This is a genomic window from Micromonospora echinofusca, assembly GCF_017614955.1.
Classification (GTDB): Bacteria; Actinomycetota; Actinomycetes; order Mycobacteriales; family Micromonosporaceae; genus Micromonospora; species Micromonospora echinofusca_A.
The window spans coordinates 1-17,733 of the sequence record NZ_WVUH01000135.1 but is presented as its reverse complement, the minus strand read 5'-3'; the positions used below and the strand labels follow the sequence as shown (position 1 = coordinate 17,733).

Annotated in this window: 14 protein-coding genes, 1 tRNA gene, 1 pseudogene and 1 riboswitch; of the genes and pseudogenes, 7 read left to right on the top strand and 9 right to left on the bottom strand. The window is 69.1% G+C overall.

The features are described 5' to 3' along the window. Window positions 1-344: 344 nt before the first annotated feature. Window positions 345-566 (top strand): annotated as a pseudogene (locus GSF22_RS16795) (site-specific integrase); the annotation flags it as partial. Between the two features lie 786 nt (window positions 567-1,352). Here the strand turns inward: GSF22_RS16795 and GSF22_RS16790 are convergent. Beyond that, window positions 1,353-1,901, bottom strand: coding sequence for a kinase (locus tag GSF22_RS16790; RefSeq protein ID WP_208814524.1), 549 nt, complete (start codon window positions 1,899-1,901; stop codon window positions 1,353-1,355). Between the two features lie 244 nt (window positions 1,902-2,145). Here GSF22_RS16790 and GSF22_RS16785 point away from each other — a divergent pair, with 244 nt between their 5' ends. Further along, entirely contained in the window at window positions 2,146-2,769 is a 624-nt protein-coding gene (locus tag GSF22_RS16785) for a site-specific integrase (protein WP_244367548.1), read from the top strand. A 90-nt stretch (window positions 2,770-2,859) separates the two neighbouring features. Here GSF22_RS16785 and GSF22_RS16780 read toward each other — a convergent pair. After that, a tRNA-Gly gene (locus tag GSF22_RS16780) sits at window positions 2,860-2,933 on the bottom strand. Window positions 2,934-3,290: 357 nt separating this feature from the next. Between GSF22_RS16780 and GSF22_RS16775 the strand changes: the two genes are divergently transcribed. Then, window positions 3,291-4,277: a zinc metalloprotease gene (locus GSF22_RS16775; protein WP_208814523.1), complete on the top strand. Its 987-nt coding sequence runs from the start codon at window positions 3,291-3,293 to the stop codon at window positions 4,275-4,277. Between the two features lie 30 nt (window positions 4,278-4,307). Here the strand turns inward: GSF22_RS16775 and GSF22_RS16770 are convergent, their stop codons facing one another. Further along, on the bottom strand, window positions 4,308-4,907 hold the full coding sequence (locus GSF22_RS16770) for a pyridoxamine 5'-phosphate oxidase family protein (RefSeq protein WP_208814522.1): 600 nt from the start codon (window positions 4,905-4,907) through the stop codon (window positions 4,308-4,310). Between the two features lie 100 nt (window positions 4,908-5,007). On the opposite strand from GSF22_RS16770, the gene dcd reads away from it, so the two are divergent. Next, window positions 5,008-5,586 carry a dCTP deaminase gene (dcd, locus tag GSF22_RS16765; RefSeq protein WP_208814521.1) on the top strand — a complete coding sequence of 193 codons (579 nt, stop codon included), beginning with the start codon at window positions 5,008-5,010 and terminating at the stop codon, window positions 5,584-5,586. 124 nt (window positions 5,587-5,710) lie between these two features. Here the strand turns inward: dcd and GSF22_RS16760 are convergent, their stop codons facing one another. Further along, the gene (locus GSF22_RS16760; protein ID WP_244367547.1) at window positions 5,711-6,727 is read right to left on the bottom strand and encodes a C40 family peptidase; all 1,017 of its coding nucleotides are present in this window, start codon (window positions 6,725-6,727) and stop codon (window positions 5,711-5,713) included. A gap of 36 nt (window positions 6,728-6,763) precedes the next feature. Next, window positions 6,764-6,903: riboswitch (cyclic di-AMP (ydaO/yuaA leader) on the bottom strand. A gap of 209 nt (window positions 6,904-7,112) precedes the next feature. Here GSF22_RS16760 and GSF22_RS16755 point away from each other — a divergent pair. Beyond that, window positions 7,113-9,119: an N-acetylmuramoyl-L-alanine amidase gene (locus GSF22_RS16755; RefSeq protein ID WP_208814519.1), complete on the top strand. Its 2,007-nt coding sequence runs from the start codon at window positions 7,113-7,115 to the stop codon at window positions 9,117-9,119. Between the two features lie 225 nt (window positions 9,120-9,344). Here GSF22_RS16755 and GSF22_RS16750 read toward each other — a convergent pair whose 3' ends face one another. The 3 genes from GSF22_RS16750 to GSF22_RS16740 form a co-directional block, all read right to left on the bottom strand. Next, window positions 9,345-10,364, bottom strand: coding sequence for a C40 family peptidase (locus GSF22_RS16750; protein ID WP_307804055.1), 1,020 nt, complete (start codon window positions 10,362-10,364; stop codon window positions 9,345-9,347). Between the two features lie 133 nt (window positions 10,365-10,497). Beyond that, window positions 10,498-11,541: a hemolysin family protein gene (locus tag GSF22_RS16745; protein ID WP_208814525.1), complete on the bottom strand. Its 1,044-nt coding sequence runs from the start codon at window positions 11,539-11,541 to the stop codon at window positions 10,498-10,500. Next, window positions 11,534-12,847, bottom strand: a complete 1,314-nt coding sequence (locus GSF22_RS16740) for a hemolysin family protein (RefSeq protein ID WP_208814517.1) — start codon at window positions 12,845-12,847, stop codon at window positions 11,534-11,536. Before GSF22_RS16740 ends, GSF22_RS16745 begins: the two co-directional genes overlap by 8 nt. A 156-nt stretch (window positions 12,848-13,003) precedes the next feature. Between GSF22_RS16740 and GSF22_RS16735 the strand changes: the two genes are divergently transcribed. Further along, on the top strand, window positions 13,004-13,663 hold the full coding sequence (locus GSF22_RS16735; protein WP_208814516.1) for a DedA family protein: 660 nt from the start codon (window positions 13,004-13,006) through the stop codon (window positions 13,661-13,663). A gap of 127 nt (window positions 13,664-13,790) precedes the next feature. Here GSF22_RS16735 and GSF22_RS16730 read toward each other — a convergent pair whose 3' ends face one another. Beyond that, a complete protein-coding gene (locus tag GSF22_RS16730; RefSeq protein ID WP_208814515.1) occupies window positions 13,791-15,983 on the bottom strand; it encodes a (Fe-S)-binding protein in 2,193 nt (730 codons plus the stop codon). A gap of 308 nt (window positions 15,984-16,291) precedes the next feature. After that, complete coding sequence (locus GSF22_RS16725) at window positions 16,292-16,555, bottom strand: cell division protein CrgA (protein WP_208814514.1); 264 nt, start codon at window positions 16,553-16,555, stop codon at window positions 16,292-16,294. A gap of 226 nt (window positions 16,556-16,781) precedes the next feature. Here GSF22_RS16725 and GSF22_RS16720 point away from each other — a divergent pair, with 226 nt between their 5' ends. Then, entirely contained in the window at window positions 16,782-17,585 is an 804-nt protein-coding gene (locus tag GSF22_RS16720; protein ID WP_208814513.1) for a DUF881 domain-containing protein, read from the top strand. Window positions 17,586-17,733 lie beyond the last annotated feature (148 nt).

Here is a 17,733-nt window from a genome sequence, read left to right as displayed (position 1 = left end):
GATACGGCCATCGCGCATCACTCTCCTTCACTCGGACTTAGCCGTCTCGAAGGATCGCGCGGTGGCCGTCTCTCATCTACGCAACACGCCCATCACGGGCAAGTCGTACACCACTTCCCTGGACGCACCCCGCCACCGCCACCCGCGGGCCTGACGGTTGGCAAATCGCCGGCGGCAAGGCGCAGGTAACAATGGAGGTCGCTGCGACCTGGTGGGGTGCTGGCGGCCATGCCAGGTACAGCAGCGACGAGTGCACCTGGCGCTTCGAGAGGCGCGAAGACAACGGGTGGCACGTGATTCCCGTGGAGGAGCCGACCCGGTGCGGCGGCTACGTCCGTATGGATTCCGGGAACACCCTCGCGTCCCGGGCGCCCGGGACGAACCTGCGGGACATCATGGCCCGGATGGGGCACGACAGCCCGCGCGCTGCCCTGATCTACCAGCACACCACCAGCGAGGCCGATCAAGATATCGCCGCCGAGATTGACAAGGCCGTCAAGGCACTCCGGCGCAAGCCGAGCAGGCGCAGGCCGAGGGTCGCGGAGGGTGGCGAACCGGCCGCCTGAGGGGAGGTAACGGCCGTTAATGGCCCGTGGGCCGGAACCATCGCCCGCGCCTCGGCCTCGGTGGCGAACTCCCACCGGAGAACCCTGCCCGTCTCGATGTCTCCCGTCCGCGCGACTACATGCCACCGCACCTCACGCGACAGCCAAACATCGCGGCGCGTCAGCCGTCCCCATGAGCCGTTCCACCACCGAGCCACCTGTTCCCGCACAGCCGGATCGTACAGGTGTGCTAAGGCTCCCGGGGCAGCGCAACACTGATCCGCCGGTTAGCCTCGGCCCATGATCGCGCTCGCCCCCTTCTTGCGATCCTGGCGCGTCCGGGCATCCATCGCCGCTGCCACCGCCCTCACAGGCTGCATCGCCGTGCCGGCCGGATGGGCCGTAGTGGAGACGGTCAAGGCGGGACAGGGCGAACCGACGCCAATCGCGGCGGCCAACGCCTACTTGTTGGCAACGTTCGCGACAGGCGATGGACTCGGAATCGATCGCTGTGTGCAGCGGCGAACCGCGCAGCGCGCTAGGGCAAGCGCAGAAGCTGCGGCGCGAATTCGAGGCTCATGCCGGGGACGGGGTCAAGGTTGAGTCATCCGACTGGCGAGAGTCGAATAAAGGCGGCTTGGTTGTAGCGATGGCGGCTTTTCGGTTCACGAAGGTCGATCCAGAAACGGGAAGCATCACCTTCATTAGCGGAACCAAGCATGAGTGGCAATTCCACACAAGGCAGGAGCAGGGCATTAGCGGCGGCTGGAAGGTATGCCGGATCGACGCCCCACCATTGTGCGGTACTCATATCCGCTGTTGACTGTCCGCTCCACCTTCCTGAAGCCAAGCGCGGATGGTTCGGGCAATCGCGGCCGGCTCAGCCGCCGCAGTATCGAATTCCATGTCAGCGGAAGGAAGCGGTTCCGTCTCGTCCCATGCCGTTAGACGATCTCCAGCATCACCCGTCTTGCGCGCCACGATTCGCGCTGCCGCAATCCGCCTCGGGCACCAGAGGGAAACCACCACCCACCGAATAGATGGGGTCGCCTCTCTTACAGCACCAATCGCCGCAGGCTGCCCAAGGTGCAGCACCGGCACTGAACGATCAGCGAGACTAAGCAACAAGCTTTTTTCTACGCCATACACCGAGCCGTATCGTCGGTTCTCCCAAATGATTTCGCCTTGTTCGCGCAGCTCATCGAAATGCTCATGCGAAACCATGCGATAGCCGTCCGTCCGCCCAGCCCCGGCCTTCACTCGCGGGAAGAGAGCGAAACGGTGGTCAAGCTCCCTCAATGCGGCGGTGATCGTGTCCTCGACAGGCGGACCGTACAGGATGACGCCGGCTCTCATGACCGGACAGCCTCCAGACCTAGAACGCGGTTCAGCAGCTCTCGCGCCTGCGTCTGCAACGGGGCACCGGATGTGCAGTTGTTCACTAAGGAATGGGGCACCTCGGGACGGAAGTCCACATCAATCTTGGCGACGGCGGCGAGTTCCTTGCGGCGGTTCGCGCCGCGTCGTCGGTGCCGACCAGGAGAAGCCCGCAGAGCGGCCGGTTCTCACCGTCCCGCAGATCTTCGAGCTGGCCGAGCGGATGCCGGAGCGTTTCCGGGCGCTGATCCTGGTCACGACGTTCGGATGCCTGCGGTGGGGTGAGGCGATCGCCCTGCAACGGTGCGACGTCGACCTGTCGGCCGGCACGGTGCGGGTGCGACAGGCGTTCGTCGAGCACCGGGGAACCGGCCTGATCCTCGGCCCGCCAAAGTCTCGTGCGGGTGCGCGAACCGTAGCCCTGCCCAAGGCGGCACTACCCGTGCTGAAACAGCACATGGGCGACCACGTCGGTGAGGCACCCGAGGCGTTCGTGTTCACCGGGGAGAGCGGCCGGAACCTCTGGCGCGGCAACTTCAACAAGCTGGTCAAGTGGCCCGATGCGGTCGCCGCCGTCGGCGTTCCCGGTCTGCACTTCCACGACCTGCGGCACACCGGCAACACGCTCGCCTCGCGGGCACCAGGGGCGAGCCTGCGCGACATCATGGCGCGGATGGGGCACGACAGCCCGCGTGCCGCGCTGATCTACCAGCACGCCAACCGGGAGGCTGACCAGGGCATCGCGGACGCGATCGATAAGGCGGTCAAGGCGGCCCGGCGCAAGCCGAGCAAGCGCAAGGTCAAGCGGGTTGCCGAGGGCGACGGACCGGCCGCCGAGGCGAGGTAATGGCCCGCTAATGGCCCACCGCTGTTTCAGCATGCCCTAGAACCACGGAAGCCCTGGTGGGGACTGACGTCCTGACCAGGGCCTTCGTAGTGGAGCGGGTGACGGGAATCGAACCCGCACTGTCAGCTTGGGAAGCTGATGTTCTGCCATTGAACTACACCCGCAAGCGGAACCCACTGTACCTGGTCGCCTCCGATCATGCACTCACCCACCCCCGGTACGCCGTCGACGCCCTCACCCGGCGCCCTCACCACGCCAACCGCCGGCTCCGCGCCCACCACCGTCAACGGTCGTCGACGGCAGGCGTGCGACCACCCCCACCGGGCCCCATCCAGGAGAGTTGATCTTCGGAAGGCTCCCGGTGCAGCTCGGCACCATGCCATGGTCAACTCCCAAAAATTTCCACTGGTGCAACACATGGCCATTCTCAAATGAATCAATCAGTTGTAACGTTCCCCCCACGTTCCCGGACACGGTGCGACACAACCCCCGGTCGCACTGCGGAGAAAGAGGTGGGCCCCATGGGACTTCGTCCCAACCTGCTGACCCGGCGTGCCGCTGGTGTCGCCTCCACGACTCTCGCACTGCTGCTCAGCACCGCAGCGGTGGGCGTCACGCCCGCCGCCGCAGCACTCGCCGGCCACGCCGAGGAGTGTGCCACTCCGGCTGACACCCATACGGACGCCAAGGTCAAGGCCGGCGGTACCGCAAAGCACGACCCGAACGAGCTGACCGCAGCCCAGGTGCGTGAGCGTGACGCAGACCTGGTCGCCGCGCTGCGCGAGCGCGCGCTCCGCAACGGTCCGGAGGCTGCCGGTCCGGCCACCATGGCCACCGTGACCATCCCGGTCATCGTGCACGTGATCCAGCGGGACAGCACCCGCGCCGGTGGCAACATCCCGGACTCGATGATCACTTCGCAGATCAACGTCCTGAACCAGGCATACAGCGGCGCGACCGGTGGCGCCCCCACCGCCTTCGCCTTCCAGTTGCAGAGCATCAACCGGGTCACCAACCCCGCGTGGTACCCGATCGTCTACGGCTCCACCGCTGAGCGGTCGATGAAGACCTCGCTGCGGCAGGGTGGCAAGAACGTCCTGAACATGTACCTCGGCGAGCTGAGCGACGACCTGCTCGGCTGGGCGACCTTCCCCAAGCGCAAGCTCGACAGCATGGACGGTGTGGTCGTGCTGGGTGAGTCGCTGCCGGGTGGCACTGCCACGAACTACAACCAGGGTGACACCGGTACCCACGAGGTCGGCCACTGGCTGAACCTCTACCACACCTTCCAGGGTGGCTGCTCCGGCTCGGGCGACAGCGTCTCGGACACCCCGGCCGAGTCGTCGCCGGCCTACCAGTGCCCGACCGGTCGGGACACCTGCTCCACCGCGGGTGTCGACCCGATCCACAACTTCATGGACTACACGTACGACTCCTGCATGTACGAGTTCACCGCCGGCCAGGCGGCTCGCATGATCACCGCGTGGAACGCGTACCGCGCGGCCTGACCGCAACCACTGTCCGGTGCCGGCTCCGTCTCACGGGGCCGGCACCGGCGTTTCCGGAACCGCGACGGGCACCGGCGTTTCTACGGGTGTGCGGCGGGCGTGCCGTCCCCGTCGGCCCGGCCGCACCGATGGCGGAGCGGTGGAACCGTTGCACGCCCCTCCGGCGCCGGTCGGATCCAGCCACACCTGCACGTCGGGACGGGATTGTGACGCCGGGCCACCGCCACCACCGCGTCGGGCGAGCATCGCCACGTCGATGGTGAACTCGAAGAGCCGCCAATCGACCTGACGCGCGGCGTGCGCCCGGTCGGCGACGCGGGCGACCCGGGCCGGGTCGGTGACCGGGCGGGCCCGACCGGCCACGTACGCCTCGTCGTCACTCTCCTCGGGCGGGAACGAGTGCAGTGCGTACCGCCCGTCGCGCTCCAGGTCGCGGCGCTTCGGTGAGTCGATGACGAAGCAGAACAGCCCCTCCTCGGTGATCACCGGTGACACCGGGTGCACCCGTGGACCACCGTCTGCGCGGACCGTCGCCAGATAGCCGAGACCTGGCCCGTACTGCTGCATGAGGTGGCGGATCCCGTCGGCGAGTCGGGGCTCGTCAGCGGCGAATTCAGACCAGGTTGCCATGCCACCATCTTATCGAACACACGTTCGAACGCCCACTCGACCAGGCATTTGACCCGACGCCGACGCAGCCCGCCACCAGCCGGGTCGCTAAGGTGTGTCCGTGCTGCTCTCCGACCGCGACCTCGTGCTGGAGATCGAGGCGGGCAATCTCGCGCTGGAGCCGTTCGAGGCCGCGCTGGTGCAACCGTCGAGCATCGACGTACGCCTGGACCGGCTGTTCCGCGTCTTCAACAACCACCTCTACACGCACATCGATCCGGCAATGCAGCAGGACGATCTGACCTCGTTGGTGGACGTACCCGACGGGGAACCGTTCGTGCTGCACCCGGGGGAGTTCGTGCTCGCCTCGACCCTTGAGGTGATCTCGCTCGGCGACCAGCTCGCCGGTCGGCTGGAGGGCAAGAGCTCACTGGGCCGGTTGGGGTTGCTGACCCACTCCACGGCCGGGTTCATCGACCCCGGCTTCTCGGGTCACGTCACCCTGGAACTCTCCAATGTGGCGAACCTGCCGATCACGCTCTGGCCGGGCATGAAGATCGGGCAGCTCTGCATCTTCCGGCTCTCGTCACCGGCTGAGCATCCGTACGGGTCTGCCGTCTACGGGTCGCGTTACCAGGGGCAGCGCGGCCCGACGCCGAGCCGGGCCTGGCAGCACTGGCGGACCTGGCCGACCCGCTGACCCTGCGTACCGTCACCGGCATCCACTGATGCTGCCGCGCGCCCGCGTCCGAGCGTTAACAAGGGCCCCTTCCTATACCGAAAACGTTAAGAAGGGGCCCTTCCTTACATCAAGTCCTTACATTTCAGCCGGGGCGGCCGTAGCTGTGGATCGGACCGTTGTCGACCCGCTTCATCTTGACCGGCTCGCCGGCCTGTGAGGCGTGTACCAGCCAACCGTCGCCGACGTACATCCCGACGTGGTGCAGGTCGCTGTAGTAGAAGACCAGGTCACCGGGGCGTAGCTCGGCGCGGCTGACACTGGGTACCGAGCGCCGCTGGGCGGCGGCGTTGTGCGGCAGGGAGACACCTGCCTTGGCCCAGGCGGCGAGCATGAGCCCGGAGCAGTCGTACGAGTTGGGTCCCTCGGCACCCCAGACGTACGGCTTGCCGATCTGGGCGCAGGCGAACTTGACCGCGATGCCGGCCCTGCCACCGGGGTAGGTGGCCGGGCAGGGGGCGGGCCGGAGCGGACCGCCGCCGCCGTTGCCGTACACCTGGATCCGGAGCTTCTGCAACCGGTCGATCTCGGCGTTGATCTGCTTCTTCTTCGCGGCCAGTTCGGCTTCGGTGCGGGTGAGCTGGACGACCAGCGCGTCCAGGGGCTCCTTCTTGGCGCTGAGCTTCCGCTTGAGGTCGACGACCGCCTGGATGTCCGCCTGCTGGCGCTTGGCGAACTGGTCGAGGATCTCCAGTTGGTTGACGAGGACGGTGGGTGAACCACCGGCGAGCATCGCGTTCAGGGCCGAGGTGTTCTCACCCTTGTAGGCCCGGACGGCGAGTGCGCTGACCTTGTTCATCGCCAGGTCGACCTGGAGTTGCAGGGGTTCGATCTGCTGGGCGAGCGCGGCGGCCTGCCTGCGGCGGACAGCGAGGTCCTGACGGGTGGCGTTGTGCTTTTCGATGATCGGTTCGAGTTTGTTCCAGTCCTCGTCGATCTGCTTCTCGATCTCCGCGATCGAGGGTTCGGCGTGTACCGCGGTGGCTCCGCCGGTCAGGGCGACGGCGAAGCCGAGGAATGCGGCGAGTGCGGTGGATAAGTGAAACCAGCGTGGGCGCGGCACGATCGTCCGCCGGCCGGCGTGGGCCGGTCGTGTGGACATCGACCGCGGGGCATGGTGTGCCACCGAGGTCTCTACTCCTTCTTCCCCTACCGCCTACCGGGTTAGCTGACGGGTTCGGGCGGGAAGGGAGGCGCCCTACCGCAGGACTGCGGATTCACCCCGGTGGTGCACTGGGTCCCCGGCTCGCCAGGCGAGCGACTCGGCGGTGTCGAGCCGATGCCACCCGGGCTGGGTGACCTGCTGCCGTCTCGACAGATGACCACACTAGAGAAGGTCACAGGATGGTCGCAAGCTGCGACACTCCTCGATTGCGGACGACGAAAGTAAATTTCACCGATACCCATCGCATCGGAATCTGTTGACGAACGCTCCGGCACGCGCGAGGGTGACGACGGACTCACCCATCCCCCCGAATGGAGGTTCGATGCTCCGTCCGAACGTGCCGACGAGCAGACGGATCCTGCTCAGTGCCGTCGTGGCCGGCGCCGCGACGCTCGTCCCGCTCACCGCGACCGCCCCGGCTGCCGGTTCGACCACCCCGACCCGCCAGCAGGAGTACGCCGCCGCAGCCGCCGAGTACGGCGTACCGGAGAGCGTGCTGCTCGGCGTCTCCTACCTCCAGTCCCGGTGGGACACCAACGCGGGTACCCCGAGCACCAGCGGTGGTTTCGGGCCGATGCACCTCACCGACGCCGAGTACGTACTCTCCCTCCCCGGTCAGCACCACGACTCCGGTGACGAGGACCCGCGCGGTGACGACTCCCGGCCGAGCCGTGCCGGTACCGGGACGGACAGCCCGGAGCCCGGTACCGGGACGGACAGCCCGACGCCGCCGGCCGGGTCGTTGCAGACGCTGGACGCCGCCGCCGGGCTCACCGGCGCCGCCGAGGAGTCGCTGCGCGTCGAGCCGGCCGTCAACATCCGGGGTGGCGCGGCGCTGCTGGCGTCGTACCAGCGGCACCTGGCCGGGCCGACGGGCAGTGACAGCGACCCGGCCGCCTGGTACGGCGCGGTGGCCCGGTACGCGGGCGCGGACAGCGCCGATGCGGCGGCGGCCTTCGCCGACCAGGTGTACGACACCATCCGCACCGGGGTCAGTCGGCGCACCGACGACGGCCAGCAGGTGACGCTCGCCGCCCGGGTCGACATCTCGCCGGAGCGGTCCTGGCTGGACCGGCTCGGGTTGCGCAGACTGGAGCGTCCGGACGGGCTGGAGTGCCCGCTCGACATCTCCTGCGAGTGGATCCCCGCCCCCTACCAGGAACTCGGTGGCGGCGACTACGGCAACCACGACCTGTCCGAACGGCCCGCCCGGCAGAAGATCGAGTACATCGTCATCCACGACACCGAGGCGACCTGGGCGACCACGCTGAAGCTGGTCCAGGACCCGACCTACGTGAGCTGGCACTACTCGTTGCGTTCCGTGGACGGCCACATCGCCCAGCACGTGAAGGCCAAGGACGTCGGCTGGCACGCCGGCAACTGGTACGTCAACGCCAAGGCGATCGGCCTGGAACACGAGGGTTTCGCCGCCCAGGGCACCTGGTACACCGAGGCGATGTACCGGACCTCGGCGAAGCTGGTCCGGCATCTGGCGCTTCGGCTCGGCATCCCACTGGACCGGCAGCACATCATCGGGCACGACAACGTGCCGGGTACCGTCGCGTCCACTGTGCGCGGCATGCACTGGGACCCGGGACCGTACTGGGACTGGGACCACTACTTCGACCTGATGAAGGCCCCGGAGGTCGACACCGGCACCCCGGCGACGGGGCTGGTGCGGATCGCGCCGGACTTCGCCACCAACCGGCCGGCCTTCACCGGCTGCGTCCGGGCCGGTGTGCCGTGCACGCCGCGCGGCTCGTCGTCGGTGATCCTGCGCAGCGCACCGGACCACAACGCGCCCCTGGTCAACGACATCGCGCTGCGTCCGGACGGTACCCCGAACACGATGCACATCTCCGACCACGGGGCCCGCGCGTCGACCGGTCAGACGTACGCCATCGCGGACCGGCAGGGTGACTGGACGGCGATCTGGTACCTCGGACAGAATGCCTGGTTCCACAACCCGGCGGAAGCGCCGACCGCGCAGTGGACGGTGGGCATGGTGGCCACCCCGAAGCCGGGCAGGGCGACCATCCCGGTGTACGGCCGGGCGTACCCGGAGGCCGCGGCCTACCCGCCCGGCGTGCCGTACCAGCCGATCTCGCCGTTGCAGTACACGCTCTCCGCCGGCCAGCGGTACGCCGTCGGGAACATTCTGCCCGGCGAGTACTACCGGGCCACCACGTTCGACGGTTCCTCGCCGGGCGACTGGACGGTGATCCGGGGCGAGAACCGGTACGTGCAGATCCAGTTCGGTCACCGGGTGATGTTCGTCAACCTGGACGACGTACAGCTGCTGCCGTCGGCGGTGGGCGCCCCGGCCTGACCGGGGGCGGTGTGGTCCGGCCCGGCCGTCACGACGGTGGGCGACCGGCACACCGGGCAGTTGGCACACCGGGAAGCTGACGCTGTCGAGCTGCTGGCACGGATGGAGCGCTCCGGCTACGCCAGCAGCTCGACAGCGTCGCAGCCACCCGGTACGAGGTCCACCCGGTACGAAGCAAGGACCCCCGGCCGAGGCCGGGGGTCCTTCACGTTGGCAGGAACGAAATCAGGTGACCCGGCGGAAACCGGCGACCGGCATGTACTTGATCGGTGACACGTTCACCGGCTTGCCGGCGCGCGGTGCGTGCACCATCAGCCCGTTGCCGAGGTAGAGGCCGACGTGGTGCAGGTCGCTGAAGAAGAAGACCAGGTCACCCGGGCGGGCCTCGGAGCTGCTGATCGCCTTGCCCTCGCGCCACTGGGCCCCGGTGAAGTGGGTGAGGTAGATCCCGGCCGCCTTGTAGGCGTACTGGGTCAGGCCGGAGCAGTCGAAGGCGTTCGGGCCGGTGGCGCCCCAGACGTACGGGTCGCCGACCTGCGCGCAGGCGGTCTTGATCGCGATGGCCGCCTTCGCGCTGACCACCCCGGTCACGGTCGGGCACTTGGTGGTCATGACCACGGTCTTCGGCAGCGAGGCTTGGAGCCGCTTGATCTCGGTGTCGATCTGCTTCTTCTTGGTCGCCAGGTCCCGCTCCTGCTTGACCTGGGTGGCGATCAGGGTGTCCAGCTTCTGCTTCTCCGCGTCGTACTTGTCACGGATGGCGATGACCCCGGCGATCTGCGCGCGCTCGTGAGCGGCCAGCCGGTCCAGCATGGCGAGCTGCTCGGCCAGGTTGTCCGGCTTGCCGGTGGCCAGCAGGGCGTTCAGCTCGCCGGACCGGCCGGTCATGTAGTAGCGCGCTGCGATGACACCGACCCGGTTCAGCGCGAGCTGGCTCTGCAACGCCAACGGTTCGATCTTCTTCTGCAGGTCATCCGACTTCTGCCGGTTGACCTTCAGCTGGCTGCGTACCTTGTTGTACTGCTCGATGGTGGGTTCGAGCTGCTCCCACTGCTTGTCGATCTGCGCCTCGATCTCGTCCACCGACGGCTCGGCGTGGACGGGAGCCGCAGTGAGCAGACCGGTACCGACGACCACGGCGGCGACGACGGTGGTCAACTGGCGCGCGAGCCGACGCAGGCCACCCCGACGGGTGGACTGCTGGTCTGGCGAAGGGCGATATGGGGGCAGGAGTGCCACCGGCACCGACTCCTTTGTGACCCGACCGCCGGGCGCCTCGCGAGGGGGAAGGGAGGCCGACGACCACAGCGGTCGGTGCATCACATTAGGGAAGGTTCGGGAACGAATCAAGGCGGCCCGGAAAGCGCATGAAACACCATCACTTCTGGGTGTTCGGCCGGGTACCAACCGTGTCGGACGGGCGTCCCACCACCGCCGTGAGGACGTCGTCGAGGGTCACCACACCGAGCGGCCGACGGCCGTCGGAGACCAGCACCATGTGCCGTCGCTCACGCCGCATGGCCAGCAGCAGGTCGGCCAGCGTCCGGTCCGGCGGGACCACGGCCAACGGCCGGAACACCTCGGTCGGTACGGGGGCCCGGCGGCTCGCGCCGGCGTACCCGAGGACGTCCTTGACGTGCACGAAGCCCAGCACCCGGCGGGTCGACCGCTGCACCACCGGGAACCGGGACCGGCCGGTACGGGTGGAGAGCACCTCCAGGGAGGCCGGTGAGACGTCCTCGGCGACCGTGGTCACCACCGTCCAGGGGCGCATCGCGTCGGTGGCGGTCCGCTGGTGCAGGGCGAGCGCACCGGTGATCCGGGCGTGCTCCTCCGAGCCGAGCAGGCCCTCGGTGCGGGCCTGGGACACGAGGCCGGCGAGTTCCTCGGCGGTGAACACGGTCTTCACCGCGTCCGCCGCCTCGATCCGCCACAGCCGCAGTACCCGTCGGGACGCCCACTTCATGGCCAGCAGCAGCGGCTTGGTGGCCAGGCAGAAGGCGAGCATGGCCGGCCCGAGCCAGAGCGCGGCGGGTTCCGGGCCGGCGAGGGTGATGTTCTTCGGCACCATCTCGCCGACCACGGTGTGCAGGAAGACCACCACGCCGAGGGCGATCACGAACGCCACCGGGTGGATCGCCTTCGCCGGCAGGCCCAGCGCGTGGAAGGGGGTCTCCAGCAGGTGCGCCAGCGCCGGTTCGGCGATCGCGCCCAGACCCAGCGAGCAGATCGTGATGCCGAGCTGCGCACCGGCGATCATCAGCGGGATCTGGTTCATCGCGGACAGCGCCCACCGGGCCCGGCGGTCCGTCGCGGCGAGCGGTTCGATGACGGTACGCCGGGAGGCGATCAACGCGAACTCGCTGCCCACGAAGAAGGCGTTGCCGAGCAGCAGGGCGGCGGTGATCGCGAGGTTAAGCACGGTCACCCGGCTCCTCCGGCCGGACCACCCGGACCTGCTCGATCCGGTGCCGCTCCACCTCGACCACGGTGAACTCGTAACCGGCCTCCTCCACGGTCTCCCCGGGCACCGGGATGTGACCGAGTCGGGCGAGCAGGAACCCGGCGAGGGTCTCGTACGGGCCCTCGGGCAGCCGGAAACCGGTCTGCTCGGCCAACTCGTCCTCGCGGAGCACCCCGTCGACCAGGACGGTCCGCTCCCCGCCGGGCACGGTCAACTCCAAGCGGCCGGCGTCGTCCACCGCGTCCGGGTCGAACTCGTCGGCGATCTCCCCGACCAGTTCCTCCACCAGGTCCTCGACGGTGACCACCCCGTCGGTACCGCCGTACTCGTCGACCACGATGGCCAGGTCGGCGCCGGCGGCGGTGAGGGCGGCGAGCACCCCGTCGAGATCCAGGCTCTCCGGCACGTAGACCGGTTCCCGGGCGACCGAGGCGACGGTCGTGCCGGCCCGCCGCGCCAGTGGTACGCCGAGCGCGTCGGGTACCCCCGCCACGCCGGTGACCAGGTCGAGGGTCTCCTCGTAGACCGGGAACCGGGTCCGGCCGGTCTCCTGGGACAGGGCGAGCAGTTCGGCGACGGTGGCGGTGGACCGCAGCGCGACCACGTCCACCCGGGGGGTCATCGCCTCGGCGGCCCGCTTGTCGCCGAACCGGATGGTCCGTTGCAGCAGCATGGCGGTGTCGGACGGCAGCGCGCCGGCCCGGGCGGAGATCGCAGCGAGCAGACCGAGCTCCTCCGGGGACCTGGCGCTGGCCAGTTCCTCCTGCGGCTCGACGCCGAGCCGGCGGACCAGCCAGTTGGCCGAGTTGTTGAGGGTCCGGATCAGCCAGCCGAAGGTCCGGGAGAAGCCGCGCATCGGCCCGGCGGTGGCCAGCGCGGCCGGCAGCGGCCGGGCCAGCGCGGCGTTCTTCGGGACGAGTTCACCGAAGAGCATGGAGAGCAGGGTGGCCAGGGCGAGCGCCAGCAGCGGGGTGAGCCGGTCGGTGAGCGTACCGGCCACCGGGCGCAGCAGCGGGCTGAAGATCTTGGCCAGGGCGGGTTCGGCCAGGTACCCGGTGAGCAGGGCGGTGATGGTGATGCCCAGCTGTGCGCCGGAGAGCTGGAAGGAGAGTTCCCGCAGGGCGCGGCGGACCGTCCGGGCCCGCCGGTCGCCGTTGGCCACCCGCCGGTCGATGTCCGCCCGGTCCACGGTGACCAGCGCGAACTCGGCCGCGACGAAGAACGCGTTGCCTGCGGTCAGCAGGACGAAGCCGACCAGGGGCAACAGCGTGGTCAGGAGTATGCCGTCAATGGTCGGTTCACCTCGCCGCAGATTCTCCCACGGCGGTACGGCCGGCACGAGTCTCCGTTGCGGCGTGCCCCGGTGCGGTCACCGGCCCTCACAGCAGGCTCCCAGGATCACCGGCCTAGCCTCGACCGGATGATTCCCCTCGCCGCCGAGTCGACCCCTGAATCGCCCGGCGGGATCGCCGGCTGGGCGACCGATCTGATGGAGACCCTCGGGGCGCCGGGTGCCGGTCTCGCGGTCGCGTTGGAGAACCTCTTCCCGCCACTGCCGAGCGAGGTGATCCTGCCGCTGGCCGGGTTCGCCGCGAGCCGGGGGGATCTGAGTCTCACCGCCGCGATCGTCTGGACCACCATCGGTTCGGTGGTCGGTGCCCTGGCGCTCTACTACATCGGTGCGGCCCTGGGCCGGTCCCGCACCCGCCGGCTCATCGCCCGGATCCCCCTGGTCAAGTTGGAGGACGTGGACCGTACCGAGGCGTGGTTCGCCCGGCACGGGAAGAAGGCGGTGTTCTTCGGGCGGATGATCCCGATCTTCCGGTCCATGATCTCCATCCCGGCCGGGGTGGAGCGGATGCCGCTCGGCACGTTCGTGCTCTTCACCACCCTCGGCAGCCTGATCTGGAACACCGTCTTCGTACTCGCCGGCTATCTGCTCGGCGAGAACTGGTGGCGGGTCGAGGAGTACGCCGGCCTGTTCCAGAAGGTGGTGATCGTGGTCGTGGTGGTCGCTGCGGCGTACTTCCTGGTCACCCGGCTGCGCGGTCGCCCGCACCGCGGTCGTCACCGCGGCTGAGGGGTAAGGAGGGGCCCCTTCCTATCGTTTCCGGTATAGGAAGGGGCCCTTCTCAACACCTGAACTCGCCGACAGTGGCCGACTCAGCGCACGGTCGGCTCCGACGGTGGCCGGCTGAGGGCTCGGGTCAGCCGGCGGTGGCCGGCTCCGGCTCACCCTGGCGTGGCTCCGGCTTCACCGAGCGGAGCAGCACGCTGGCCACGTCGATCACCTCGACCTGCTCGCCGGCGCCCTTGCCGTTGACCCCGTCGTTGAGCATGGTGCTGCAGAACGGGCAGCCCACGGCGATGGTCTTCGCCCCGGTGGAGATGGCCTCCTCGACCCGGTCGACGTTGATCCGCTTGCCGATCTTCTCCTCCATCCACATCCGGGCGCCACCGGCGCCGCAGCAGAAGGAGCGCTCGCTGTTGCGCGGCATCTCGGTGACCTCACCCTTGATCGAGGAGTCGAGCACCTCGCGCGGCGGGGTGAACACCCGGTTGTGCCGGCCCAGGTAGCAGGGGTCGTGGTAGGTGACCCCGCCGTCGACCGGCTGGACCGGGGTGAGCTTGCCGGTGGCGACCAGGTGGGCCAGCAGTTGGGTGTGGTGTACCACCTCGAACTCGCCGCCGAGCTGGCCGTACTCGTTGCCGAGGGTGTTGAAGCAGTGCGGGCAGGTGGCGACGATCTTGCGCTTGGTGGGTTCGCGGTCGCCGAACGCCTCGTTCAGGGTCTCCACGTTCTGCTGGGCCAGCATCTGGAAGACGAACTCGTTGCCGATCCGGCGGGCCGGGTCACCGGTGCAGGTCTCGCCCTCGCCGAGGATGGCGAAGTTGACACCGGCCTCGTGCAGCAGGGTGGCCACCGCCCGGGTGGTCTTCTTGGCCCGGTCCTCGAAGGCACCGGCACAGCCGATCCAGAAGAGGTACTCGAAGTCGTCGACCTCGCCGACCCGGGGCACCTCGAAGTCGAGCCCCTTGGTCCAGTCCTCGCGGGTGTTCTGCGGGGCGCCCCACGGGTTGCCCTTGTTCTCCAGGTTGCGCAGCATGACGCCGGCCTCGGACGGGAAGCTCGACTCGATGAGCACCTGGTAGCGGCGCATGTCGACGATGTGGTCGACGTGCTCGATGTCGACCGGGCACTGCTCGACGCAGGCCCCGCAGGTGGTGCAGGACCAGAGTACGTCCGGGTCGATCACGCCGCCGTCCTCCGCGCCCCCGATCAGCGGCTTCTCCGCCTCGGCCAGGGCGAGTACGTCGACGTGGGCGAGCTGGGCGGCGGTGGCCTTCTCCTCGCCGGTGAGGTCCTTGCCGCCGCCGGCCAGCAGGTACGGCGCCTTGGCGTACGCGTGGTCGCGCAGGCTCAGTACGAGCAGTTTCGGCGACAACGGCTTGCCGGTGTTCCAGGCCGGGCACTGCGACTGGCACCGGCCGCACTCGGTGCAGGTGGTGAAGTCGAGCAGGCCCTTCCAGGTGAACTGCTCCACCTGGGCGACACCGAACTGGTCCTTCTCCGGGTCGGCCTCCTCGAAGTCGAGCGGCTTGCCCCCGCTCATCATGGGGCGCAGCGCGCCGAGACCCGAGCCGGCCGCCCCGGGGTTGCGCTTGAAGAAGATGTTGAAGAAGGCCGCGAAGCGGTGCCAGGCGACGCCCATGGTGACGTTCAGGGCGATGACGATCAGCCAGGTCATCGAGACGCTGATCTTCAACAGTGCGGCGATGCTGACCCCGGCGTCCCAGTTCGGGAGCAGGGCGCCGACCGCGTGGCTGACCGGGGTGGCCCAGAGCGGGTACTCGAAGTGGTCGGTGGCGACCTTGAAACCACGGATCAGGAAGCCGAGGACCAGTACGGCCAGCACGACCGCCTCGACGAAGTAGCCCTGCCACATGGTCGAGCCGGTGAACCGGGAGCGGCCGCCGGGCCGGGTCGGGCGGTTGCGCAGCCGGATCGCGATCAGCACCAGGATGCCGACCACGCCGAGTACCGCGATGATCTCGGTGACCAGTCCGTAGACCGCCCAGCCGCCGATCAGCGGCAGCCCGCCGGTCGGGCTCACCACCTCGAAGTACGCCTCGAGCACGAGCAGCGACAGCACCACGAAGGCGACCATCACGAACCAGTGGGCCGCACCGACGACACTCCAGCGGAGCATCCGGGTGTGGCCGACCGTCTCGGTCAGCATGGTCCTCGTGCGGGTGCCCCGGTCGGTGAAGCGGGACGGGTCCGGTTGACCCAGCCGGATCACCGACACCATCCGCAGTACCGCGCGTGCCGCCAGCCACACCGCTACCGCGGTGATGGCGGCCGCGAGGACCGTGGTGACGATCTGGACGCTGCCCATGCGTTGGCCTCCCGGTCTGCTGCTGGCGAGCGGCTGGGCGACCGGGACGGGTCAGCGGGGCGCCGACGGGACGTCGTCGCCCGGAGCTGGACCGGACCGGCCGATGACCTCGCTCAGCGCGGTCATGGCATGCAGCCTACGCGCAAGGTTACCCAGCAGTAACGTGAGTCTTCTCGCACCAGGCCGCGCTGCCCTGCGCACACCCTAGGCGCACGGCCGTAGATCCGCCGGTCAGGGTGGGTGCGGCCCGGCCACCGACCGTGGGACGGGGTGCCCGAGAGCGACCCGTCACCCCGGCAGTGAGCGGGTCAGCGCCAGCGGGACAGCAGGATCAGCGAGGCGACCATCGCGCCGAAGCCGACCGCGAGGTTCCAGTAGCCCCAGGCGGCGACCGGGTACTCCGTCTCGGAGAGGTAGTACACCACCAGCCACGCGATGCCGAAGACGATCAGGGCGACCGCGGAGATGGGCAGCCAGACCGGGCTCGGCTTGCGGGTCGCCGCCGTCGCCGTCGGCCGGACGTCGGACGGCGGGGTGTAGACCTTCTTCTTGCGGACCTGAGACTTGGGCACGACGCTCTCCTGAGGGGATACGACCTCGTCCGGCCTGACAACCGGGCGCGGGGGCGACGGTCCATGGCCAATAATGTTTCGACAGATAGCGTAGTCGCGAAGGCCCTCGCAGGCCATGAATGGGGTCAGGCGGATACGCGTGGTGACCAGAATACGCCGAGCAACCGGCCATCCGTGACGCTACGGAGCCAACCGGACGGCCGGGTACGAGCGGAAGGAACAGACGGTGGAGTACACGTCCGGTGCCGCCTCCTGGCAGAAGGCGCTCCGGCGCGCGGTGGCCGCCCTGTTGCGACGACCACAGCGGCGGCAGCCGGGCTGGTCGGTCGGCGTACCGCTGATCGCACTCGCCGCCGGTCTGCTCTTCACCACGACCGCCACCACCGCCGGCGGGACGGCCCTCCGCGAGGATCGCCGGCCACAGCTCGCGCAGCTCATCGACGACCGGCGGCAGCAGGTTGCGGACAGCGAGGCGCGGGCGGCGGAGCTGCGCGCCAGGATCGAGGGGCAGACCGCCGCGTTGGCCGGTTCGGACCAGCCGATCGCCACCCAGCGTGACCGTGCCGCCAGGCTGCGGGAGGCGGCCGGCTTCACCGCGCTCACCGGTACCGGTGTGACGGTCGAGCTGGACGACGCTCCCCAGCGTGGCGACGGCAGCCTGCCCGACGGCGCCAGCCCGGATGACCTGGTGGTCCACCAGGGCGACGTCCAGGCGGTGGTGAACGCGCTGTGGGCCGGCGGCGCCGAGGCCATGTCCATCATGAACGTCCGCGTCCTGACCACCAGCGCGGTACGCTGCGTAGGCAACACGCTGCTGCTGCACGGTCGGGTCTACTCCCCACCGTTCAAGATCGTGGCAATCGGCGATCCGGCCGCTCTCCAGCGGGCCCTCGCCGAGTCCGAGGGAGTCCGGTTGTTCAAGGAAGTGGTCGATCACTACCAGCTCGGCTACCGCGAGACCGTCTCCACCGTGACCGTGCCCGCCTTCGAGGGCTCGACAGCGTTGCGCTCCGCCCAGGTGCCTGAATGAACGGACCGACCGGGGATCGGGCCGCCGACCACGACGACCGGTCGGCCGGCCGTAACGGCAGGCACCGGGCCGCACACACGGACGATCCCACCGCGATCATCCCACGGGTCGGCGGGTCGCCTCCGCGACCGTCCGCCGCTCCCCGGTC

Coding starts and splice junctions, on each gene's coding strand:
- GSF22_RS16790 (WP_208814524.1), bottom strand. CDS start 1,901: ATGAGAGCCGGCGTCATCCTGTACGGTCCGCCTGTCGAGGACACGATC.
- GSF22_RS16785 (WP_244367548.1), top strand. CDS start 2,146: ATGCCGGAGCGTTTCCGGGCGCTGATCCTGGTCACGACGTTCGGATGC.
- GSF22_RS16775 (WP_208814523.1), top strand. CDS start 3,291: ATGGGACTTCGTCCCAACCTGCTGACCCGGCGTGCCGCTGGTGTCGCC.
- GSF22_RS16770 (WP_208814522.1), bottom strand. CDS start 4,907: ATGGCAACCTGGTCTGAATTCGCCGCTGACGAGCCCCGACTCGCCGAC.
- GSF22_RS16760 (WP_244367547.1), bottom strand. CDS start 6,727: ATGTCCACACGACCGGCCCACGCCGGCCGGCGGACGATCGTGCCGCGC.
- GSF22_RS16755 (WP_208814519.1), top strand. CDS start 7,113: ATGCTCCGTCCGAACGTGCCGACGAGCAGACGGATCCTGCTCAGTGCC.
- GSF22_RS16735 (WP_208814516.1), top strand. CDS start 13,004: ATGATTCCCCTCGCCGCCGAGTCGACCCCTGAATCGCCCGGCGGGATC.
- GSF22_RS16730 (WP_208814515.1), bottom strand. CDS start 15,983: ATGGGCAGCGTCCAGATCGTCACCACGGTCCTCGCGGCCGCCATCACC.